The 21,919-nt window shown below is 38.1% G+C and carries 23 protein-coding genes and 1 pseudogene; 4 read left to right on the top strand and 20 right to left on the bottom strand.

Annotation, left to right across the window (positions count from 1 at the left end; translation table 11 throughout):
* The 16 genes from MWU78_RS21410 to MWU78_RS21340 all read right to left on the bottom strand — a co-directional run.
* A partial coding sequence (locus MWU78_RS21410) for a hypothetical protein (protein WP_247001701.1) occupies positions 1-225 on the bottom strand: 225 nt, incomplete at its 3' end.
* Positions 226-366: 141 nt separating this feature from the next.
* Positions 367-606 (bottom strand): hypothetical protein, encoded by a 240-nt coding sequence (locus MWU78_RS21405; RefSeq protein ID WP_247001699.1) that lies wholly within the window; start codon positions 604-606, stop codon positions 367-369.
* A gap of 24 nt (positions 607-630) precedes the next feature.
* Complete coding sequence (locus MWU78_RS21400; protein WP_247001697.1) at positions 631-1,263, bottom strand: hypothetical protein; 633 nt, start codon at positions 1,261-1,263, stop codon at positions 631-633.
* Between the two features lie 174 nt (positions 1,264-1,437).
* On the bottom strand, positions 1,438-1,728 hold the full coding sequence (locus MWU78_RS21395; protein WP_247001695.1) for a hypothetical protein: 291 nt from the start codon (positions 1,726-1,728) through the stop codon (positions 1,438-1,440).
* A gap of 54 nt (positions 1,729-1,782) precedes the next feature.
* Positions 1,783-2,424, bottom strand: coding sequence for a hypothetical protein (locus MWU78_RS21390; RefSeq protein ID WP_247001693.1), 642 nt, complete (start codon positions 2,422-2,424; stop codon positions 1,783-1,785).
* A gap of 59 nt (positions 2,425-2,483) precedes the next feature.
* Positions 2,484-2,768: a hypothetical protein gene (locus MWU78_RS21385; protein WP_247001691.1), complete on the bottom strand. Its 285-nt coding sequence runs from the start codon at positions 2,766-2,768 to the stop codon at positions 2,484-2,486.
* Complete coding sequence (locus MWU78_RS21380) at positions 2,752-4,308, bottom strand: hypothetical protein (RefSeq protein WP_247001689.1); 1,557 nt, start codon at positions 4,306-4,308, stop codon at positions 2,752-2,754. Before MWU78_RS21380 ends, MWU78_RS21385 begins: the two co-directional genes overlap by 17 nt.
* Before the next feature lie 8 nt (positions 4,309-4,316).
* On the bottom strand, positions 4,317-4,592 hold the full coding sequence (locus tag MWU78_RS21375; protein ID WP_247001687.1) for a helix-turn-helix domain-containing protein: 276 nt from the start codon (positions 4,590-4,592) through the stop codon (positions 4,317-4,319).
* A complete protein-coding gene (locus tag MWU78_RS21370; RefSeq protein WP_247001685.1) occupies positions 4,589-4,795 on the bottom strand; it encodes a hypothetical protein in 207 nt (68 codons plus the stop codon). Before MWU78_RS21370 ends, MWU78_RS21375 begins: the two co-directional genes overlap by 4 nt.
* Before the next feature lie 204 nt (positions 4,796-4,999).
* Positions 5,000-5,134 (bottom strand): hypothetical protein, encoded by a 135-nt coding sequence (locus MWU78_RS22475; protein ID WP_281503887.1) that lies wholly within the window; start codon positions 5,132-5,134, stop codon positions 5,000-5,002.
* 3 nt (positions 5,135-5,137) lie between these two features.
* Positions 5,138-6,499: a site-specific integrase gene (locus MWU78_RS21365; RefSeq protein ID WP_247001683.1), complete on the bottom strand. Its 1,362-nt coding sequence runs from the start codon at positions 6,497-6,499 to the stop codon at positions 5,138-5,140.
* 480 nt (positions 6,500-6,979) lie between these two features.
* Positions 6,980-8,797, bottom strand: coding sequence for a DUF5060 domain-containing protein (locus MWU78_RS21360; RefSeq protein ID WP_247001680.1), 1,818 nt, complete (start codon positions 8,795-8,797; stop codon positions 6,980-6,982).
* A 333-nt stretch (positions 8,798-9,130) separates the two neighbouring features.
* A complete protein-coding gene (locus MWU78_RS21355; RefSeq protein ID WP_247001678.1) occupies positions 9,131-9,427 on the bottom strand; it encodes a hypothetical protein in 297 nt (98 codons plus the stop codon).
* Between the two features lie 48 nt (positions 9,428-9,475).
* Positions 9,476-9,742 (bottom strand): putative collagen-binding domain-containing protein, encoded by a 267-nt coding sequence (locus tag MWU78_RS21350; RefSeq protein ID WP_247001676.1) that lies wholly within the window; start codon positions 9,740-9,742, stop codon positions 9,476-9,478.
* Between the two features lie 71 nt (positions 9,743-9,813).
* Positions 9,814-10,059 (bottom strand): hypothetical protein, encoded by a 246-nt coding sequence (locus MWU78_RS21345; protein ID WP_247001674.1) that lies wholly within the window; start codon positions 10,057-10,059, stop codon positions 9,814-9,816.
* 58 nt (positions 10,060-10,117) lie between these two features.
* Positions 10,118-11,269 (bottom strand): SIS domain-containing protein, encoded by a 1,152-nt coding sequence (locus tag MWU78_RS21340; RefSeq protein WP_247001672.1) that lies wholly within the window; start codon positions 11,267-11,269, stop codon positions 10,118-10,120.
* Positions 11,270-11,459: 190 nt separating this feature from the next.
* On the opposite strand from MWU78_RS21340, the gene agaR reads away from it, so the two are divergent.
* On the top strand, positions 11,460-12,245 hold the full coding sequence (agaR, locus tag MWU78_RS21335; RefSeq protein ID WP_247001670.1) for a transcriptional repressor AgaR: 786 nt from the start codon (positions 11,460-11,462) through the stop codon (positions 12,243-12,245).
* A gap of 462 nt (positions 12,246-12,707) precedes the next feature.
* Here agaR and MWU78_RS21330 read toward each other — a convergent pair whose 3' ends face one another.
* Positions 12,708-13,610 carry an EamA family transporter gene (locus MWU78_RS21330; protein ID WP_247001668.1) on the bottom strand — a complete coding sequence of 301 codons (903 nt, stop codon included), beginning with the start codon at positions 13,608-13,610 and terminating at the stop codon, positions 12,708-12,710.
* A gap of 623 nt (positions 13,611-14,233) precedes the next feature.
* On the opposite strand from MWU78_RS21330, the gene MWU78_RS21325 reads away from it, so the two are divergent.
* The 3 genes from MWU78_RS21325 to MWU78_RS21315 are packed head-to-tail and all read left to right on the top strand — an operon-like array spanning position 14,234 to position 16,272.
* Positions 14,234-14,482, top strand: a complete 249-nt coding sequence (locus MWU78_RS21325) for a hypothetical protein (RefSeq protein WP_247001666.1) — start codon at positions 14,234-14,236, stop codon at positions 14,480-14,482.
* A 9-nt stretch (positions 14,483-14,491) separates the two neighbouring features.
* A complete protein-coding gene (locus MWU78_RS21320) occupies positions 14,492-15,442 on the top strand; it encodes a carbohydrate kinase family protein (RefSeq protein ID WP_247001663.1) in 951 nt (316 codons plus the stop codon).
* Positions 15,439-16,272, top strand: coding sequence for a class II fructose-bisphosphate aldolase (locus MWU78_RS21315; RefSeq protein ID WP_247001661.1), 834 nt, complete (start codon positions 15,439-15,441; stop codon positions 16,270-16,272). Before MWU78_RS21320 ends, MWU78_RS21315 begins: the two co-directional genes overlap by 4 nt.
* Before the next feature lie 956 nt (positions 16,273-17,228).
* Here the strand turns inward: MWU78_RS21315 and MWU78_RS21310 are convergent.
* From MWU78_RS21310 to MWU78_RS21295, 3 genes and pseudogenes are all read right to left on the bottom strand, one after another.
* Positions 17,229-18,674, bottom strand: coding sequence for an amidohydrolase (locus tag MWU78_RS21310; protein ID WP_247001659.1), 1,446 nt, complete (start codon positions 18,672-18,674; stop codon positions 17,229-17,231).
* Positions 18,675-18,936: 262 nt separating this feature from the next.
* A pseudogene (locus MWU78_RS22610) lies at positions 18,937-20,181 on the bottom strand (Gfo/Idh/MocA family oxidoreductase).
* Between the two features lie 478 nt (positions 20,182-20,659).
* Positions 20,660-21,763: an amidohydrolase family protein gene (locus MWU78_RS21295; RefSeq protein ID WP_247001653.1), complete on the bottom strand. Its 1,104-nt coding sequence runs from the start codon at positions 21,761-21,763 to the stop codon at positions 20,660-20,662.
* Positions 21,764-21,919 lie beyond the last annotated feature (156 nt).

Raw genomic sequence — 21,919 nt, 5'->3', positions numbered from 1 at the left:
CCCCCCTATTCCGCTAGCAAATAAGGTCCCCAGGCCAATACCAAGAGTTAATTTGGTAAGATTGCCCAGTTTAGAAAAAGTCCGATTTATTGAATGATCAAACCGCTTTATTGCCGCAATTCCATTGTTTGAAAAATTACGAACACCCGCGAGCATTTTTTTAATAACGCCGCTAAACTTGTCTATTGCCCGAAATTCTGCCGGGATTTTGATTGTTGCTGCCATGATATAGATGTTTTAAAGTAAATTCTCTAAAAGTCTTTTTTCAACACTATATCAACACTAATCAAACTTGTGTAAAGTTAATCCATTAGATCAATTATTTAGTCAATTACACTAACAAGTAATCAACTTATAATCAACAATTTAATTTACGGTTCCAAGGCTTTTTAATTTGGAATCCACATCCGCGTAAAATTGAATTACATCTTCGGTAATCGATTTTCCCGAAATTATGCCGGCGCGTACCTCATCTAAATTTGTGTCCGCGTAATCCATCCAAACGCCTACGCGTTCGGCTTCCGCTTTTGTACCGGCTGAAACGCCCGCATTAAAAATGCTGTTGTACGTTTCCGGATGGTTCTGTTTTAATTGTTCTTCATTCATTGTTTCTATTTTAAAAATTAATAATTATTTGCGTTGTCCGCGGCTCCTTGTTACCGCATAGTCCTTTATTATGGTTTGAATTTCGACCTTAGACTTGTCTTTGGCGTTTTTAATACTGTCCTCTAATACTTGGCGCATTTCTTTAACCATGCGGGCCAGGTGGTCACGGTTCCCCCCTAAAATCTCACAATAAACAGACGCGATATTTTCGCACCCGCTTTCAAACTCCCGGAACACACTTTGAATGTTAATAACCATTATTTTTTGCACCATTTCAACCGGCATTAACTCCCCTCTTATTTTTTCGATTTGTAGGTTTTTCAATTCAATTTCCTTTTCCGTCTTTAGCACATCTGCAAACCGTTTTCGCGAGTAGATACCGTTGGTTTCCTTTGGCTGTTGTATTTCCGGCTGTGGTAGCTTAACGGCCGCCTTTTGGCCTTTGATAGAAACATTGTCCTTTTTTTCGCTTTGCAGCTTATCCAGGTCATAGCCTTTACCGTCGGTTTGTTCTGAAATATATTCCTTGTTTGGCGCGAAATCTGTATTAATGTAGTCCCCTGATTTAAAAACCTTTCCGCGGCTTATGTGTTGGCGCAACGTGTTGTAAGGTACGCCAACGGCCATGGCAAATTCCTTTGGTTTTAATAATGGCATTTCATTTTCTGTTTTTAGTGTTACATTTTACTTTTTGTAACAATTTTTGTTCTGTTCTGTTACAAGATTTGTTACAGGCTTCAAATATGGGTAATGAGTTAATAAAATGGCGTGTGCAACCTATTCCAATGGTATCTCAAAATGCTTACAGGACCCAAATGTATCTCAACACCTTCATTGCTCAACCTCTTTAACAAGTTCATCACGTGTTGTGTCCAACACCGCGCAAATCTTATTTATTAAACCTTCCATCCATTCTAGCTTCTCATGCTGTTGATAGCCTGTTTTTTGGGCTTTGTACATTACATCCTTAATTCGTTCGTACGCGTATTCGTCCCCATACCTGGTGTCGATCAATAAGGCCAATCTATGTATATTCTTGATAGGGCGTTGCCCACTTTTCATTCTTGTAATATCATTTAGGGTAATGACCATATCTAATTTTAACATTATGGTTGACCTCATGTAACTTGTGAATTAGGCCGGTACTAAATCAAAATCATTCCCGGCCTGTGTTAACTACTCCTTTATCCTCCAAATTTCCTCATTATTAGGAACTACTTTCCCCGATTCAATAACAATTAAGCTGTTTAAAGATTTAGCCCAACTATGATTCCATCCTGCCCTTTCAAATGCATTCATATCAGCTATATTGATAATTAATTGATGACTAACCGCATTATTCAGCACGTTGGCCAAATTTTCAGCAATCGATAAGGCTATATTTTGGCGGTTATGTGAGGTATAATAGGAAAATCTCTTTTCCAATTCTTCTTTTAAGGTCGGATTAACCTCTATTGCTTTTTCAGTAATTACAAATTCAGTTGCATAATACGGGCTTTTAATCCCGATTAACGCTTCCTTGCATTTGCCCGCATCCAATCCAAGCAATCCAAGTAATGCCGATACTTCCGCATTAGGAAACCCTGTTTTTAATCTTAACAAGTGTACTACACCATCCCAACGCTTAATTAAGACCATTCCTTTTTCATCAGTTGTTAAGGATCGATCAATCAATGCTTCTACTTCCAATATGGCAGCGGTCATTTCCTGGGCCGTCTTTTCCCTTTGATCCAACATGGCGTTAATATGGCTTTCATCCTTCCATAAATAAATTGGCTTGAAATCCTTTTTGGTCTTTAATGCTTTTAATAGTTCCATTCCATTTAAATTTAATAGTTAATAATAATTCTATAATCGGGGTTTCCGGTGTTGACAACTTAAAACCCGTTCTCACCTTCCAGGATATCCCACATATCCGGGATCTCTTGTATGAGTTCCCTAATCTCTGAGTTTAGATCCGCTTCGTCATAAAGGATGGACAACCCAACTTCGCCGTCAACCTCTTTTAGCAAAAGTTGAGTAAGAGCCGTTAACCCCCCGGCCAATATCAATTCCTTTTGAACGATTGTTAACGGGTTATCAAATAGATCCTGGATATAATCCAACGCTTCCATGATTAAACAAACCATTGAATGGTCAGTTTTCTTATTTGACTTTTTCATAACTCTTGGATTTAGATGTTAGAAATTGGGGTAAACCTTTTTTACCGCGTGTTCTATTGATCATATCTAAGAAGGTTGACGGATCAACAACAACATTGTATTTCTCTTTAGCTATTTCGACAATAGAGGCCAACTGCATCCAAAAGGCTATTCTATTGCCATAATCCACGTTGATTGCCTTGGCTACCTTTTTGTTTATGGCAGCGTGTTGTCTGCCTGTTGGCACTCCACAATCAACCAAATAAATCATTGCATGGTTGTTAGAGCGTTTTAATTTAGCCGTTGCAAAACCCTTGCGGTGTTTTTTAGTGAACCTGTAAGGGTTACCATCTGTCAATGCCATTTCCCCACGGCTGACCCATGCTAATTTTTTATTAAGGCTATTAATCAAAGCCCTTTCATTCTCGGTCATTTTTTCGCGTTCCTCCCGGTCATAGTTTAACACTCCATAGCCGTATCTTTTCAACACGTCTTTTTGTTCTTTGGATAGTTCAATAACTTCATTAGGTAGATGGGTGCATATTTCCATTATATTAATAGGGAAATCTGCACCCTTTTGGGCTTCCAATTTAGCCGGGAAATCTGCACCCTTTTCATTTTGACATTTAAGCGGAAAATTTGCACCCTTTTGGACTTCTTTGTATTGTATCGATTCTAATTTTTTAACTATAATTAAATACAATTCTTGATGCACATTTCTCCCAGCTTTTACAAGACTTTCAAAATACCTTTTTCTTTTACGGGAAAATTCGTTCCTCCCTTTTTGTAGGGCTTCAAACCAAGTATGCGTATTTAGATACTCTTTTAGTTTGTTTTCCCCGCGCTTATTTAACTTATCAAAATCAATTCTCCGATCAAGTATTAATAGTTCCCCGACGACTTGTAGTAGTTCGCTTTCAAGATTTTTATAAACTATGGGGTTCGTTAAATCTCCAATATCTATAATGCCCAACTGCTTAATGTAGGCAGATTTTTTGCTTTTTACTTCAATTCTTAGAGTGTCAACATCCGTATATTTTGGAAATTGCAGCCCCTTACAATACATTTTTATTATTTTGTACGTATTGGCCCTACCCCGATGATCAATAGAATAACTTTTTTTGCTGTACGGTAATTCACTGTCCGTTCTAAACTGATCCTTTTTATGATATTCTGCATAGGTTACTAAGTCTTTCCCGTATCCTGGAAAATGGAAGTTTAAACCAAATTCAATATTCACAATTTTAAAATGAGAAAAATCGACTATTTCAAAATCGTTAATAAAGTCGTTTATAATCTCTATGCAGTTGCCAACACTAAAATCATTGGCATTATGAATATTGTTATTAAAAAGATAATGCGGCCTAAACAGTATATCCAATTTATTTTCAAATCGACAAAACAAAATGCCGTTATAGCTTTTAGTCTTTTTCGTTAGAATGGTTTCAAAATCAAAGTGGCTTAACTTCTCATTGTAGTTGTGAAAAGTTAACTTGGAACTGTTATAAATCCTATCGATTTCTGAACGATCAAAGATTAAAATTTTGATATGGTCAATCATCGATAAGGCTAATTTATTTTGATAATTGCGGCTTCGACCTCTTTACGTTTAAAGTAAACACGCCCACCGATCCCATAAGATTGTAGTTTTCCGCTTTTTCGCCAATTCGCAATGCTCGAAATGTCAATTTTAAGCAATTCGGCTACCTCGTGCCGGGTTAAAAACTCCGTTGGCTCCTTTGGCTTGTACTCCTTTTTAAGTTCCTCTAAATGCTTCCCAACGATTTTATTCAATAGAGCTTCTAATGTTTCCAGATCAACCCCTTCTATCTCCAATCTTTTCATGACTTATTGGATTTATGGGTTAAAGCCTTCTTTAGATTTAATACTTCATCCCGCTTGTAGTAGTATTTGGGATAAATGGTTGGTACGGGTATTAATAACCCTTTTAATTGTAACCGGTCCACCTGGCCCCGGCTAACTTTTAGAATTTCGGCCACGTCAAAAGCGGACACGAGTGTTTCCTTGTCGTTTATTTGCAAAGACATCTGTAAATAAATTAAATTGGAAAACTGTGCCACGGGGTTTTCCTGTGGTCTTTTCAAAACTGTAGATTTGCCTACCTAAATTTAGTCAGGACTTTAAAAAAGAATACTCTAAGAAAAATTATATATCAAATATATAACATTTGTACATTATCACACAATTATTTTAAAATACTAACTCGTAAAAGTGATTGTATTTAATTATTCTTATAACCTAAACCCCATTTTTAAAAATTCACGCTCCAATAAAATCCCCCGGATTTCATCATCTTTTCGCGCGTTGTACATTTGCAATTTAGCCAATAATATTTCTTCCCTCTCTTGATTCGTTAATTCGTCCATAATTCAATTATTTGATACGTTTTTTTCGTTTTTAACAACCTTCAATTTAGTTTCTTTTTCGTTTCTAAGCTTTTGCAGCTCGTAAAAATCCCTTATTTGTCGGGCATAGTCCAAAGAATTTTTTCCGATATATTGTAGTAGTAAACGCTCTGAACTGTGGGCCGTAATTTGCATAATCAATGGTGTAGGCAATATCCCATATAGATTTGAAGCAAAGGAACGCCTACAAATATGACTACTCATTAAATCATACTTTGGGAATCTCCCTTTAATTTTGCGCTTCACTCCCTTTTCCAAGTACCTACCATTTTCATCTTTCGGAATTTCCTTTCCCTCTTTATCTAGCATGGTTATTTTTGCCCCTTCTATTAGATCGTCAATTTCTGCAATACGACATACTTCTTTTATGTACGTGTTGAAATTTTGAATTGCCATAGGACGAGGTAATCCATCTTTTAATATTTTCCTTGTTTCCTCCAATATGGGAATGGTTACCTGTTTTCCTGTCTTTTGTTGTTTAAGTTCGATGACTTCCAGGCCATCCCTAGTAATAAAATTGTTGTCGGTAATATTTAAGAGGTCGCCCCCGCGCTGGCCAATCCCACAACCAAATAATAGCCATTTACGGGCGTTTTGGAGTGCGTCGCCTATAATATTGGCGTTTTCTATTTTTTCGAGTTCATCAAGGCTTAAATAAAGTATCTGATCGTTTACCGGCTTACCTCCCTTGATCTTTCCAAATTGTGGGTTGGTATCTATCCCGTCGGTTTCCGCGTCCCTACAAACTGTTTTCAAATCATCGAGCTTTTTTCTACTATACCCGTCTGAATATGCTTTATCGTTGATCATCCAGTTTAGAAACTCTTTTCCAAAACTTATATCAATATCCTTTATCCGGTAAGGCTTTTTGATGCCTTGGTAAGTTTTAATTATTTTCAATAAATTACTATACGAATTAATTCGGCTTTTGGACAATCCCAGGTTTTTTTGATTTCCCTCTCGTATGTTGGCCGTATCGATGAGATACTGAATGCAATCGGTTAATATATCGCTTCTTTTTTGCTCGGGCTTAATGTCCCCTTTTATAATGCTTATTTGGGATTCTATCCAATCCCCTGTAATCTCATCCTTTGGGGTATTATTGAAAAGCTTAATAAGTTCGTTCGACAAATTGACCAAATTAGTAGTAAGATTCTTTAAATGGGTGTCGCGTTGGTATGGCTGCTTCTTTTGTGCGTTCCAATCTCTAGGATTTATTAAATAACCCGTTCCCTTGGTGTAGTCATGTCCGCGGCCATGTCTAAAACGTAAGTAAATAGTTGCCGGATTATCAGACCCCTTGACTAAAAAATTAATGGTTGCCATACCCAAATCATTTGAATAATCAAATATAAGTCTTTCCCCACATTTTCCCCACAATTTTTAGTGTTTATTACAATTCATTCCTTTTCATTCCTTTTCCATCTAATCCATGAAACAGTCATACAAGTAATAAAACAAGCCTTTAAAGTACATTTTACGAGCTTTAAAAACAACGTTAAAAACTATATATTCAAGTCCCGCCTCGAGTACAAATGAGTGAAAAAGCCCTGACCCTTCGGTCGGGGCTTTTTTGTTCTGTGCGCCGAGCTAAATTTATTTGAGCGAAAGCGGGCAAAACTAAAAAGCGGCATAAAATGCCGGCTTTTTCACTTTCAACATGTTCGAACGGGACTCGCCGCAAGGCCATTGTCGCCTCGAGTACAAATGAAGAAAGACCAAAGTGAAAGCTTTGGTTTTTTTGTGCCTTCATTTTTGCCAAATTTATTTGAGTAAAAATCAAGGGAACAACCATATTGGCCTAGGCTAGCTTTTCTTAACCACCAGGACAACCCAATCTTGGTCTTTTTCTTTTGGAGGCATTCCCAAGGATCGTGGACCATTTCCCGAGATGGTCTTTATTTTTCCCTGTTTTAGCGGGCCACCCTTTCTAGGGTTGTACCACTTTACTTCATATTCCAATTCATTATTACCTAAGTCCAAGGTGGATTCTCCTCCATTTTTAAGGTATACTACATAATTGAAACCAGGTTTCGCCAAAACATAATCCCCTTCGGAAGAAATAAGCGAATCGTTGGATTCCATTTCCCAAACGGGAACTTTATTGCCCTTAAAGAAGTCCAAACAGAAACGGCCTTGATCCCAGAAGAGATCACGTGAACGAAAGTCCTGACAGCTAAGGTCCGAGTGTGGGTGTTTGTACCCAAAATACCACTCCGTCCCCCAGGCCCCGGCCATCATGGCTCCCCATAATCCGTTTTTTCGGGCATCATTATGTTGAGGGTCTTCAGTATCGGTAATAAGTGAGTGTTGGGCATCCCCCGGTTCGTCGCAGGCTACGGCCCAAATTTTCCCGGCATTCTTGGATTCATTGAGTATTCGCAAAACCGATTTGTGTACATTGCTAAAATCTTCCTTATTGGTCTGTAGGGAAGCTCCTGTAAATTTGGAATTGGGTCCATACAGGCCATCAAACCAATCGCCGTTATGTATTACGATATGATGTTTATAAGGATCAATGGAAGAGAGGTATTCCGCTAATCTCAGCCGTTCAGCTACATCAACAGGAAAAGTAGGGGGCGTAGGGGTCCAATCACCTGTTTCCTCCGCCAAATTCCAGTTAAGGGCCAAATGATGCCCGAAGCGGGCAATTAGTTCTCGAAAGTACAATTTGGTATATAGGCCTGTCCCCCCATTGTCCAGTAGCCCCTGGTTTTCGTGTTCCAAGGTTTTAAAATGCAAAAACATACCTAGTTTATCGGCATGCTCAAAAACAACTTCCCATTGATCCAATTTAGAGGTATCAAAACGATCGTAGTTATCATAATTCACGTACGGGAATACGTTTTGATCATCACCTGCAATATTCATGGTAAGAAATGAAAATGCATTCATCCCTTTTGAAGCCAAATAATTGATTGCCCCAACAAGCTCCTTTCCCTTTCCGTCCTTCCAAAAAGGGTCTCCTTCTTTCCAGTCCTGACGATGTGCCTCCCACGTTTTAACCAGATCATCTTTATGGCCATCGTTGTGAAAAGTACCATCAAACTGATCGTATGCCAATAAATTCTCCGGAGCATCGGAACCGCATTTTAGAAAGTACTCCCCCGTTTCTGCAAATTTAAGGTAACGCTCCCCTACGTATTGCAGTATACCCTTACCCCTTAAATCCCGACCCGACTTATTGGATTCCACAATGTTGAAACCACCTGTTGCCCCGTCCATATATTCGCCGCCAGATAACTTTTCCGATGTCCTGACAGCAGCCCATTTTCCTTTTTTAAATTCTACTTCATAGGTCCACTCCCCAATTTCATCTGGTGCAAAATGAACCTTCCACCTATTTCCTGCAATTGCACCGGTGTTACCGGCATTACCGTCGGCAGCATAATATCCTGGAACTTGGTAAGTCTTACCCGTATTTGCGTGCTTAAAGACCACATTTAAACGATAGTTCAGAAAGGGATTGTCATCGGCTGTTTCCGAGGTCTCCGGTCCCTCAAAATTTAAAGTTACCTTATGCCATTTTTTAAGCTCTCCTGATATTTTTTGTCCTATTAGGCCACTCTGAACGAAAAAGATAAATAAGCTGGTTAGAAAAAAAGTAGATTTAAATGACTTCATAACAAATGGTTATATGGTATTAATTTAGCAATTCAATATAGGAATAATAAGCACCACTACATTAATCCCCTCCCAATAAAATGCATTTCCAGCATTGTTTTTCCTGCATCCAGGTCCAACACAAATTTTACACTTATGTTCTATTTTAGGTATGAGTGGTCTTGATCGATAGCTTAAAATAAAGCCATATCTCAGACCTTCCAAAAATATTCCCATCTGTCTAAATTGGCCATCATTTGCAACAGTAAGGGTGTTTTCCACAAGATAACATTAACAACCAGAGGCATTGACAGGTTACAGGCTTAATGATGAATGTAGCCCATGCTGCCAATATTAGTCCCCTGAAAGACGTATCCGAAGCATTGTTTTACGGTCGTTAATGGCGTATGCCGGCAGTCTCAATTCAATACGCTTTAAGCTCTCTATTTGTCGATCTATTTCCAATGGCGCCGGATGAACAGAAACAACAGATACCGTTATTTCGGGATGAGATAGATTTTCCAACTTTAATTGCTTTCCGTCTTGACGTAAAATTGCGCCTCCTTTAACAATCTCTACATCTGCCCCCGTAAGCATTTGCCAAGTGACCAATTGCGTTGAATCGGAAGCTTCTTTTTTACAAGGAGCCATTTTCCTCCCATTTAATCGGGGTTGAATACCGCCTTGCTGGCGATGAAGTTAACGAAGGACCACCAAGTCTTGGTCTTTTTCTTTTGGAGGAATTCCCAAGGATCGTGGACCATTGCCCGAGATGGTTTTTATCTTTCCTTGTTTTAACGGGCCACCCTTTCTAAGGTTATACCACTTTACTCCATATTCCAATTCATTATTACCTAAGTCCAAGGTAGATTCACCTCCATTTTTGAAGTATACCACATAAATATGCCCAGGTTTCGCCAAAACATAACCCTCTTGCGTTAAAACAAGGGAGTCGTTGGATTCCATTTCCCAAACGGGAACATTAATGTTTTAAAGAAGTCCAAGCAGAAACGGTTTTGGTCCCAGAAGAGATTACGTTAACGAAAGTCTTGACAGCTAAGGTCCGAATGTGGGTGCTTGCATCCGAAATACCACTCCGTGCCCCAGGCCCTGGCCATCATGCCTCCCCATAATCCATTTTTTCGCACATCGTCGTGTTTGGGGTCCTCTGCAACCGTAATAAGGGAGTGCTGTGCCGAGCTCCGGTATTTATTGATACTTTGCTTGAAGACAAATTTGAAGAAACTGAAAAGTTTTAGAAAGTACAATGCATTTTTGATCAATAACCAATTCGTTCTAAAGAACGATCAAAAACAAAACATTGCTTCCCGAGAAATTTTCTTAGTAAATAATTACGCCATGAACTACTCTCGAAATTGCTCCACTTACCGATGGGTTATCAGGACTTAATCCTAATTTTAAGCATTTAAAAAATCCTAGTAACTGGGCTAGTATAATATTCGAAACCGCCAGATATTCCTCACTGACAGCGCTATCTTTATTGGATAATACCATCATCTCATCAATGGAAATATCGCTGATCTCTTTTTCGGAAAGTCCAATTTGAAGGATGGGTTTTTTTCCTTCACCCATACTATTGACTAGATCTCTTTCATATCTAAGAACGTCCATTCTATTGGAAAAATAATATATAAGCAATGTACTTTCATCAACAACAGCTTTAGGACCATGCCTAAAACCTAAATAAGAATCATTTTTACATATCACCTGACCATCTGTTAACTCCTGAACTTTAAGATGGGATTCCATTGCCGTGCCATATTGTGGTCCCGACCCTAAAAAAACAACTCTTTTAAATGGCAAAGTTGCCACTTTCTCAATTTGCCCCAAATACTTGGTAAGCAATGTTAAACCATAGCTTTTAACCGTTTCAACCGTACCCTTTAGGGATTTTATATTATGGATGTCACTAATTAATATAGCCGTTAATAACATGCCTGAATAACTGCCCGTCATTGCCAGACTTTTGTCATTTGCTTCTTCGGGAAGAACAAAAACATAGCTTTTATCATTAAATTTATGTTTGGCAAGACTCCCTTCAGAATTACAGGTAATCACCAAATGGTGACAAACATCACAGTACTTTTCTGCCAACTTCACTGCAGCTACACTCTCTGGACTATTTCCTGATCTGGCAAATGAAATTAGCAAGGTAGGTGTTGAAGTTTCCAAATAATCCTCTGGATGGGAAACCAAATGAGTAGTAGGAACTGTAACTGTAGTAATGTTACTTTTGCGCTGTAGAACTCCTTCAATTGAGCTTCCCAAATATGCACTTGATCCTGCTCCCGTTAAAATTATCTTTTTAACATCTTTAAAGATTTCGTCGATGAAAGTAGTAATTTTTTGATTCTCGGAAAGCACCTTGTTAAAGATGTTGCTCCACAACTCCGGTTGCCCAGATATTTCCCTTGCTGTATGTATGGCACCGGTTTTTTTTAAAATTGCTTCTTCAACATCCAAATATTTCACACACATATGTTTTAAATTATATTATCTTTCATAATGTTTCGTTACAAAGATAATAAAGTTATTTAAAGTTTCTAAATGAATTATTTATATTTTGTAATAAAGACTATTACATTAATTCAATACTTTTATGAAATTAGTTTTGGAGCTTATTCACAACTGTTTTCAAAACCATTAACAAAATATTAAAAGCATGGATAATAATAAGAAGAAACGTTCTACGGTAGAGCGTCGGAGGAAAATTCTAAACTTACTAAGTAAAAACGGACAAGTATTTGTACATGAGCTAAGTGCAGAATTCAATGTAAGCGAAGTAACGATTAGAAACGATCTGGACATGTTCGAATCAAAAAAGCTTCTTATTCGTTCGCGTGGCGGAGCCATGAAATATGAAAGTTCTGTGGGTACGGATTACCTAATCACCGACAAGGATAAGATCCATTATGCCGAAAAGGTTAAAATTGGAAAAATGGCTGCAACTTTAGTTAATGACGGTGATACCATTATTATTGACTCTGGGACCACTACCTTGGAGGTCGCAAAAAATTTGAATACTGATTACAATATCAATATTATCACTAACGCCGTCAATATTGTAAATCAACTACTAAAATTCAGTAATATAAATATAATTGTTCCCGGGGGAATAATACGCAAGAATTCCCATTCTTTGATCGGGCCTTTGGCAGAAAAAAGTCTTGCTAACTTTTATGTAGACAAGGTCTTTATTGGAGTAGATGGGTTTGATATGTCTCTGGGTGCCTTTACTCCCAATATTGAAGAGGCATCTTTAAACCAATGCATGATAGAAATTGCAAAAGAGGTCATATTGGTTACGGATTCGAGCAAATTTAACCGAAAAAGTCTTGCTTTTATATGCCCTCCAAGCAAAATTGACATAGTTGTAACGGATGATAAAATAGATAACGAAGTTAAAAGACAACTAACTGAAATGGGGATTAAGGTCGTAATCGCATAACAATTAATGAGGTAGCCCTTTTTTTTATGTCAAAAAAGGTATGACTTCTATTTCGGAACCGTAGAGAGTACTTTTGTAATTCTACATTCGCCACCCCCATGAAGGCCTTTTTAGCGCGAAAGAAGCCTTCCCATAAAAAGACAATAATTTTTTGTTATGGCCCGCATTGTATCTGAAACAGTCCTTTATGGAGCGGGTATAGTTTCGTTATTTTTCAGATACCGTAATGATTCGGCTTTTGGAGAATAGTTTGCGCACATCTCTAAAGACATTGTGAATCTCTTTGGTTATATAAATTCCGCCCATTACTAATGTCCTGTCCCTGCAATTAAAGGCTGCTATATGTGCGCTATGATACGGTAGACCGTGGGAAGTGAACATATGTCAAAAGAATCCAATAAAGCAGCCCATGCAAAGAATTTTTGTAATACTCTATATTCTATATATTCTATAAGGATAGTTTTAAACAGTATCACTATTCGGTTTTTCCTCATCTCCCGGATCAAAGGCCAATAATACAGCAGCCACAATTGCGATAACAATTGCTATAATCTTATATACGTTAGGAATAAAGCCTAAAAGAGCCATAGCTATTAAGGCGGTAATCAAAGGCCCGCCCGCATTAGTCATAGGTGAGACAACCATTGCCTTGCCATATCTGAATGCATACACTAGGCAAAGAGCTCCGACCGCATTTAAAATTTGAATTCCAGCTGCTAGCCAAGGCCCATCTAAACCGTAATTGATATCTAAGTTAAAATCAGTCATCAATAAAGCTATGGGAATCAGCATTAAACCCATAACCATCATATAAAAGAAAATACTTTCGGCATTCATGGACTCATTGGCAAGCTTCATAAAATAGGCTTGTAAACCCCATGCCATCAACACAAGTATCGAAAATAAAAACCATAAAATTCCGTAATCTCCTTCACTATCGCCGTTAGAATAATCGAACAAGGGCAATGCCACAATAGCTAAAGCAATTCCAATTGTACCCAATATACCCGTACGCTCTTTTAGGAAAAAATAGGAGAGCAAAATGGTTACCATAGGCGAAAGCGATATAATGGGAAAAATTAAATAGGTGGGGCCCATTGTTACGGCATGGAAGAGAATCATCTGACCTCCTGCACCTAGTAAGCCAATAATACTTCCATATAAAATTGCCTTTTTACTGGTTTGCAATTTCCAACCGATCAATTTTAACACTATAAGTGCCGGAGGAATCATTGTTATTGCCCAAACACAATAAATAAGTGTTTCAGGAAAACCATTCTCTGCAGGAAGGCCTGTAAAAGCGCCCCAAATTCCCCAAAAAACAGTAGTTATAATTGCAAATACAAGCCATAATTTAGATTTCATCAATTTCAATTTATAATATTAATTCAGTTTTTTTTTATCGTTACTTGAGCTTAATTTAGTTTTGATTATGACCAAAGTTGGTGATTTCCGTTCTTCTTGTAGGATCCATTGTCCATACTATTTCACATCTAAGAGATAACTACTCCCAAAGTCTCTATCTCCCCTTTTTTATAAATCCTCAAAACGGAATTCCTAAATTCTAAACACAAGACCTCTTCAAGGATAAAAAATCCATTTCATCAGGCATTCTTTTTATGTGTGTTTTTTGCCGTAAACCCTTTACTACAAGGGCATACAATGGCTATATTTAATACCTATTGTTGCCTGACGGAAAAGACAAGCTTTGACATGCCTTTTATTATTTCAATTTGTAAACATCCCTGAATTTTGCTGAACAAATTAATATCATCCTATCTACAAAACTAAAGGTTGTTATTTTTAATCCGATAAATATAGGAAAGTTTTTGAAATAAAATAATTATTAAAAGAAAGGTTTTGTAACTTTATTTTATTTTTTTAAGTTTGCATATACCTTAAATTTCACAATATTTTATCAATTAATTTCAGAATTGTAATTGTTTACTCCATAACATATTTATAAAAAATAGAAAGACAAAAATTGAATGAATAAAAATGTAAGATCAGAGTCTGAGGCAATGGATCTATGCCGGATAAAGTATATTTTAAAGAAAAATGAGGAAATAACCGAGAAAGCCGGATATATCAGGACCATATTTGCTGTCCTCAACCCTAAAAAGCGATGTAATGCTCCTTTAATGATTACCACAATACTTGATCAAGTGGATGCATATAAATACAACTTAGTAGATTTGAATGATTTTTTGAGGGATAATAATTCACATAAATCTTAAATTTAAGTTATGAAGAAATTTGATGTTTTAGTGGTGGGGGAACTTAATGTAGATATTATTTTGGACAACATTCAGGGGTTTCCAGAGGTGGGTAAAGAAATTATAGCCCAAGATCTCAATATGACTTTAGGAAGTAGTTCTGCCATTTTTGCAAGTAACTTAAGTGCTTTGGGCGCCAAAGTTGCCTTTGTCGGCAAGGTCGGAAAGGACAGTTTCTCTGATTTCGTAAAAGATTCCCTTAAAGAAAAAATGGTCAATACCGATGGGGTTATAAGTTCCAACGAATATAAAACCGGTTTAACAATGGTCATGAACTATGGATCGGATAGAGCCAATGTTACCTTTCCGGGTGCCATGGAACACCTTTTCGATAAGGATATTGGATCAGACATCCTAATACATGCCAAACATCTACACTTAAGTTCCATTTTCTTACAGACAGGATTAAAAAAGGATATTGTATCGCTATTTAAAAAAGCGAAGAAATTAGGGCTTACAACTTCCATGGACCCGCAATGGGATCCTGCCGAAATGTGGGACCTAAACCTACCAGAGCTCCTGCCTTATATTGATGTATTCCTGCCTAATACGGTTGAAATATGTAATCTGACAGGGTGTACTGATCTATTTTCGGCCTTGGACAAATTGAAACCTTATGCAAATATCATAGTGGTCAAGGATGGTGAAAAAGGTGCACATTTATGGGACACCAATCAATTGATTACCAAGCCTGCTCATCTAAATGACAATATTGTGGATTGCATAGGAGCGGGCGATAGTTTTGATGCCGGTTTTATAAGTCAATTTATAAAAGGTCAGGATTTGGAATACTGTATGGATATAGGCAATATCACTGGTGCCATAAATACAACGGCTTCAGGAGGCACTAGCGCCTTTACAAACGTAGAAGCTATAAAAGAAATAGCAAAAAAGAAATTCTCATTTAATTTTAGTTCGTGAAACTACAAGATAGACTACTCGATAACAAGAAGAACGGAAAAGCATTATTAGCAACAAATTTTTACAATTTTGAGACTTTATCTGCAGTGTTGACTGCTGCCCAAAATACCCGTTCCGAAATAATTTTACAACTTTCTGAAAGTTCCTTAAAATATATGGGGCTCAAAGTTGCAACGGCTCTGGCAAAAAGTGCCATAGAACAATATGGAATAACGGCCTGGTTGCATTTAGATCACGGACAGGATGTTAATTTGGTCAAAAGGTGTATAGATGCAGGATTCGATTCTGTAATGATAGATGCTAGTGAAAAGCCCTTCGAAGAAAATGCCGAAATAACCCGCGAAATTGTTAAATACGCTGAAAGTTATCAAATCAACGTGGAGGCAGAGCTTGGTTATATTTCGAAATTAGGGCAAGATCAAAAAATGGTTTATACCCGACCGGAGGAGGCAATGAAGTTTGTTGAAGCTACAGGGATCAACGCTCTGGCAATCGCTGTTGGTTCAGCGCATGGTTTCTACAAGGAAATCCCAAATCTACAGCTAGACCTTATAAAGGAAATCAATAGCGTAACTTCAGCAGCCTTGGTTTTGCACGGTAGTTCCGGAATCCCGAATGAACAATTGCAGGCAGCTATCAAAAATGGGATTACAAAAATAAATTTAGCTACCGAAATTAAGAATATATTTATGAAAAGCCTTAAGAGCGAACTGACCCATACTAGTAATATTGATTTACGCGAAGTATTTCCTGTGGCCACATTGAAGGCCACTGAATTGGTCGAAGATAAATTAAGAACCATAAGCTTCCAAAAAATTGAAAAGGTATAGCCTTCCTATCAAATTGAAGAACCCTATACTTTTTGTAGGTTTTTTCAATTTGATTAGTTACTCCCTGGCTCTCTAGGAGGATATTCTTCAATTCTAAAGGATTATGATCCTATTTCTACATACATATTCCCTTAACCCTGTTGCCAAGGCGCAATATCCTGTTATCGACTTCTGAACCCGTTTCCTGTAATCCCAAATTGACCAAATTGCAATTAGAGGAACAATGATCAGTAAGGGCAAGAAAATGCGTTCAGAATATCCTAACCCACGTGGACACCCCCTAAACTGCGACTACAAGGATGATCACAAATGCTTTAACCCAAGGGACGGAAAATTATGTATATGTCCGCAGCTAGGAAAATTGCCTTAAGGATAGGTATTTTTTATAAAACCCCACCAAGACCAGGAAGAAATCGAATAGGCATCGAGCAAAATCCGCCAAGGTTGCCCTACCTAGACGAACAAGCCGCCTAGAGAAGGTAAACGAAAAACAATTCCGGAAAACGTATTTCCATACAGAACACTAACGCAAAATAGCACATGTAAGAAGCCCTCACAATAGGTATGTGAACGATATAGGGTAAAGCCCGGCAGTTCCTGTACCCGGTTCATAAGCTAGAGTTAGATATAGAACATTAATATTAAGCGGGGGAGCAAGATAAGGCATCTCCCTACTGCCGATTCTAATTTAAAAAGCACTTAAAATTGCCACAGAAACAAGTAATATACAGGGTAGCGCAACTTATTTTTATTGAATTCCACAAGTACTTTTGATGCGTTATCGGTGTTTCAAGAAACAGCTTTCCCCATTTGAATATGAAAGAAAAAGGTCTTTCAAAAGAGCTTATTTCAATATAGTTTTGGTGATTTGTATAGTTTGGGGACGACGGACTCTCCTTTAGCAAGTCGTCCGGGCGTTCTGCATTTCATGGCAAGTACCAATAAGACCCTGTCAATTAATCTCTATAATTTAGCGCTGGTTTTCTATCTCCGAGCAAGGCCCTGTATTCGTAGTCTCCCTTTTTTTGTATAAATTCATCCTTTGCTTTATTTATTAATGTCGGGTTTGTAAATAAATCAATTGCTGTAAACGCCATTGTTTTGGAAGCCACGATCATTCCCTTTATTCCGATGTCCGTACCTCCACTGGCAACAGCCTGCCAGCTATGTGCGCTCGTACCAGGTACCCATGTTGCAGTTTCTACCCCAACGGTCGGCACAACATAACTTACGTCGCCTACATCTGTAGAGTATTGGGCCTTTTCAATATGTAGTGGTGTTATTGCACCTGCATTATCAATTGAAGGAAGTTTACCAAAAAAACTCGCTTGGTTGTTTTTAGCAAAACTAATTTCTTCTGCCGTATACGTTACACCACCAACCTTCTCTAAATTGGTTTGCATAATTGTTGCAAGTGTTTTATTGATAAGCATATCATGTGTGCCGCCAATAATTTCGAATTCCATTTTTGTTTCCGTACCAAGGGCTGCACCTTCGGCAGCCTTTAAAATCCTATCAAAAATTGATACTGTTGTGGTTTTATCCGGGTGCCTTACATAATAATAGGCTTCGGCAAATTCCGGCACTACATTGGGGGCTTTGCCACCATTGTTAATCACATAATGAATACGGGTATCTTGCGGAACATGCTCCCTCATCATATTCACCATATTGTTCATAGCCTCCACTGCGTCTAATGCAGAACGCCCTTTTTCTGGCGAGACAGCAGCATGTGAAGCAATACCGTAAAACCTAAACTTGGCAGATTTATTAGCCAATACACTGGAATTAAGTACTAAATTTTTATCCCATGGATGCCAATGCAGCACTATATCTACCTTATTAAACAACCAATCTCTAACCATATATACTTTTCCGCTTCCACCCTCCTCGGCTGGGCAACCAAATACTTTAATGGTTCCATTTATCTTTCCTGCTTCTAATAATTTTTTAATGGCAATACCTGCGGCTACAGAACCAGTACCAAATAGATGATGCCCGCAACCATGCCCATTGTTTTTATTGGGAATAAGGGATTTTGTAGAAGAATCATCTTGCGATAAACCTGGTAATGCATCATACTCCGCCAAAATACCAATTACAGGAAAACCACTACCATAGGAAGCTACAAAGGCCGTAGGCATTCCAGCTACGCCTGCCTCAACAACAAAGCCATTATCCATTAATGTATGCTGCAACAAACTAGAACTTTTATTTTCTTTATATCCTAATTCCGCATAATCCCAAATACTCAAAGCCACATTTTTATAGGCATCGTAACCTGATTGTATGTGTACTGCCGTCTCATTTTTTAATGCCGCTATTGATTTGTTATTGTTGCTTTGAGCTAAGCAATTGAATCCGATAGTTAGCAAAAAAATGGATAGAAGAAGTGATTTCATACGGGCTTGTTAGTTTAATTTGCTATAATATCGTTTTGTAAAATCTGCTGTCATTTAAAATTTTGAAATTCCATCAATCTTTCCCGCGATGGATTTACAACCAGTACTACAAATGCCAAAATTTTGGAAAGTGGCCTTGCCGATTTTTCTTTCGTAGGTTAAGACATTTTTCAAAACATATAAATGTGGTTTCCACACTTTGCCAATGCCTATCACTTTCTTTTAAATCACCCTTAAGGCATTCAATAATATTTGGACCAAGCTATTTTATCTCACTATACATTGGTGTTCTTTCCTTCCATTTGCCTTTGGTAAAATCTGGAAAATCTTTAGGTTTACTCCCGTCCGCTACAGAGGCTTCCGAAACAGGGGAGATTGCACTGCTGGTAACAGAATCATATGTGTCCCAATCTGGTTGTAAATTTTCACGAAGGGCCGTAATTAATCGGGTCCATTTCTGTGGAGTTTCACTCATCTGCTCCCCATGGCCTTGTATTTCCCCAACTCTTTTAGGAGCATGATAATTTTTAACCAACGCTGGCTCAAACTCTTCTAAATATTTATCCGCGGGTTCCCATTGATGTGATTCCGGACTTCTTCCTTCAATGTAAATTCTATTATTGTTCTTATCTCTTGAATAGACCCCACTGGTTCCTTGAATTCGGAAATTTCCCCGAGGATGGGGAGTATGTGTATCATGATTTAGCGTGATCATTTTACCGTTAACCGTTCTTATAAGCGTAGCATTATAATCCCCAAGAGCCATTTTCATATTGGCATACGTAGATTTATCCCCGTATTCCAAGGCTGCATATTTGTTAAGCATTACGGATTTAGAGCTCATTGAAACGAGGTAATCAAATCTGTCTCAATGGTTAATATCCAATGCTGGTATCATATTTCTCATAGGGTGGTCGGGATACAGGTTCCCATTCCTATCCACCGCATGTTGTAACCGCCATGGCTCCTCTTCCGGTGTAAATTTCACTCTTCTTAAATCATGGATATATCCGCTTTCTACATGAATAATATCACCCAAAAGCTTTTTGCGAACCATGTTTAAAAGAGTCATATCTCCAAAACCACCCAGTACAATACTTGCCCATTTGCCGGTCTTTTCAAAAGTTTCGACCAACTCCCATGCCTCGTCCAGGGTTTGCATTAGTGGGACTTCAGAAACGGCATGCTTATTATTGTTCATGGATGCCAGACAAACAGGTGCATGCCACTCCCAAGAGGTACAAACAATAACAGCGTCCAATTCTTCATCTTCACACAGTCGCTTAAAAGCAGTTGGTCCATCACCATACAACTTAGGTGTAGCCTGACCAGATTCTTCTACCCACCTTTTTGCCCTATATAAAGCTACAGGATCAATATCACATATTGCAGGAACCTCCACGCCTTCAATGCCCAATGCTACAGACAAGTGCCAGGAACCCCTACCCCCAATTCCCACAAAACCAAGCCTAATAGGTTTTGAAGATTTATTGAATCCCTGTGCCATGGCATCTAATGGCAGACCCATACCGGCTATGGCCAAACCACCCATTGCAGTAGTAGTCTGAGACAGAAATTTTCTGCGGTTGTAATTATTATTGTTCATACTCTTTATATTTTTTAGATAATTTCAAGATTCTGAATGCGTTTTCAAATCGGGAAGCTTTCTAAGCATAGCATCCCCAAACGGTACCTGATTTTCGCAAGAAATATACTTGAATTAGCAATATTCCGTTTACAGCCAATACACTAGTACCATCTACCTAACAAAAAGGTAGTTGTAATTATTAATAAATTACTGCACCCCATAAATAGCGGAGAGTAATTTCCTGCCAACATCCTACAGACCAACCCAATGTGCGATCATAGATGAGTATCAAAAATGGATAAACGAATTTAACTTATTGTAACTGCTCCTCAAAAACAAGCCACTAGGGCAAGCTTATTAAAATATTGAATATATTTAGTACGCTCATAATTGAGCCTTAATCAGACACCCCTTTGAACATACCTAATATTTTAAGGGCATTTTTGTTATATATTTTCTCCAAAACTTCATCTGGCAGATTAATCCCGTAAATCATCCATCTGCCTTGAAAATGATGGCTTTTGCGAGAGTCAAAATATTCATCATCGGTCTCCAAAAATCTATAATAGACCTGGTAGGATTCAGCATCTGGTGCGGTATCGGTTCCGAATAGAACCCTGTCCTGATATTTAATCATAAACTTCCGGGCTGTATAGGGCTGGCGGCCCAGTTCACTTATTCTCGCATCAATGTCAACATACATATTGGGATATTGTTCCAGCCATCCGGCCACGCGACCCAAATCTCCAGCCAAATTCCCCATATGGGTTGAAATAAAAGTAGTGTTGGTATGCTTCGCTATAACTCTGTATAATTGGCTCAGAAGTTCTTCTTTGGAATAGGTACTACCATACCATGACCAATTAGGATGAGCTCCCAATTCATCGTAACGCTCGTTGTATTTATCGGTAGGAGTATGAAATGCTACAGGATCGGAAACATGTATGACCACGGGAATACCCAACTCTCCACATTTGGCCCAAATAGGATCTAAGCGAGGATCGTCTACCGGAATAATCTTGCCGTATTTGTCTTTAGCTATTAATCCTAAGGATTTGAAAATCTTCAATCCGCGAACCCCTAATCTTACTGCTTCTTCAAGTTTTTTTGCCTCTTTGACACCATATCCTTTTTCGTCTATTCCATCGTAATCCGGACTAAAAAACACTAAAATCCTATCTTTAGAAACCTTTTGCATGGCTTTCAAATGCTCTTTATAGACATTGTCCTTGGAATAACCATCAAGGCTTACCACTTTCCACACTCTAGCCTTGCCCATCTCTTCCAGGTATTTATCCGCATCCCCACGACCCAAATGATTATGGATGTCAATTACAGGATACTTAGGTGTTAGAATTTTAGTCTCTTTGACGACCATCTGACTCTTTGGCTCCCAATCAAGTAATTTAAGATCTCCTATTTGGGAATATAAAAGTGTAGAGAAACTGAAGAAAGTAAAAACGGCCAGCGCGATATGTTTATCCATATTAAATATTTTCATGATTGTATGTTTAGTGTTCTTGCAAACATCTACGATAACTTGATGACACTGCCACTGGACAGTTAATAAAACAAGGATTGCTTCGCTAAAATACTATGAATTACACAAAAACAAAAATAATAAACAATATTAATAACACCATTTACTTTCGAATAC

Origin of the sequence: Arenibacter sp. F26102, assembly GCF_023015865.1 — a bacterium.
GTDB lineage: Bacteria > Bacteroidota > Bacteroidia > Flavobacteriales > Flavobacteriaceae > Arenibacter.
The sequence above is the reverse complement of the archived record's forward strand: the minus strand, read 5'-3'. Positions and strand labels throughout refer to the sequence as shown.

Coding starts and splice junctions, on each gene's coding strand:
- MWU78_RS21320 (WP_247001663.1), top strand. CDS start 14,492: ATGAAGAAATTTGATGTTTTAGTGGTGGGGGAACTTAATGTAGATATT.
- MWU78_RS21355 (WP_247001678.1), bottom strand. CDS start 9,427: ATGGCTCCTTGTAAAAAAGAAGCTTCCGATTCAACGCAATTGGTCACT.
- MWU78_RS21395 (WP_247001695.1), bottom strand. CDS start 1,728: ATGAGGTCAACCATAATGTTAAAATTAGATATGGTCATTACCCTAAAT.
- MWU78_RS21390 (WP_247001693.1), bottom strand. CDS start 2,424: ATGGAACTATTAAAAGCATTAAAGACCAAAAAGGATTTCAAGCCAATT.
- MWU78_RS21385 (WP_247001691.1), bottom strand. CDS start 2,768: ATGAAAAAGTCAAATAAGAAAACTGACCATTCAATGGTTTGTTTAATC.
- MWU78_RS21375 (WP_247001687.1), bottom strand. CDS start 4,592: ATGAAAAGATTGGAGATAGAAGGGGTTGATCTGGAAACATTAGAAGCT.
- MWU78_RS21365 (WP_247001683.1), bottom strand. CDS start 6,499: ATGGCAACCATTAATTTTTTAGTCAAGGGGTCTGATAATCCGGCAACT.
- MWU78_RS21380 (WP_247001689.1), bottom strand. CDS start 4,308: ATGATTGACCATATCAAAATTTTAATCTTTGATCGTTCAGAAATCGAT.
- MWU78_RS22475 (WP_281503887.1), bottom strand. CDS start 5,134: ATGGACGAATTAACGAATCAAGAGAGGGAAGAAATATTATTGGCTAAA.
- MWU78_RS21360 (WP_247001680.1), bottom strand. CDS start 8,797: ATGAAGTCATTTAAATCTACTTTTTTTCTAACCAGCTTATTTATCTTT.
- MWU78_RS21370 (WP_247001685.1), bottom strand. CDS start 4,795: ATGTCTTTGCAAATAAACGACAAGGAAACACTCGTGTCCGCTTTTGAC.
- agaR (WP_247001670.1), top strand. CDS start 11,460: ATGGATAATAATAAGAAGAAACGTTCTACGGTAGAGCGTCGGAGGAAA.
- MWU78_RS21310 (WP_247001659.1), bottom strand. CDS start 18,674: ATGAAATCACTTCTTCTATCCATTTTTTTGCTAACTATCGGATTCAAT.
- MWU78_RS21350 (WP_247001676.1), bottom strand. CDS start 9,742: ATGGAATCCAACGACTCCCTTGTTTTAACGCAAGAGGGTTATGTTTTG.
- MWU78_RS21325 (WP_247001666.1), top strand. CDS start 14,234: ATGAATAAAAATGTAAGATCAGAGTCTGAGGCAATGGATCTATGCCGG.
- MWU78_RS21400 (WP_247001697.1), bottom strand. CDS start 1,263: ATGCCATTATTAAAACCAAAGGAATTTGCCATGGCCGTTGGCGTACCT.
- MWU78_RS21295 (WP_247001653.1), bottom strand. CDS start 21,763: ATGAAAATATTTAATATGGATAAACATATCGCGCTGGCCGTTTTTACT.
- MWU78_RS21330 (WP_247001668.1), bottom strand. CDS start 13,610: ATGAAATCTAAATTATGGCTTGTATTTGCAATTATAACTACTGTTTTT.
- MWU78_RS21405 (WP_247001699.1), bottom strand. CDS start 606: ATGAATGAAGAACAATTAAAACAGAACCATCCGGAAACGTACAACAGC.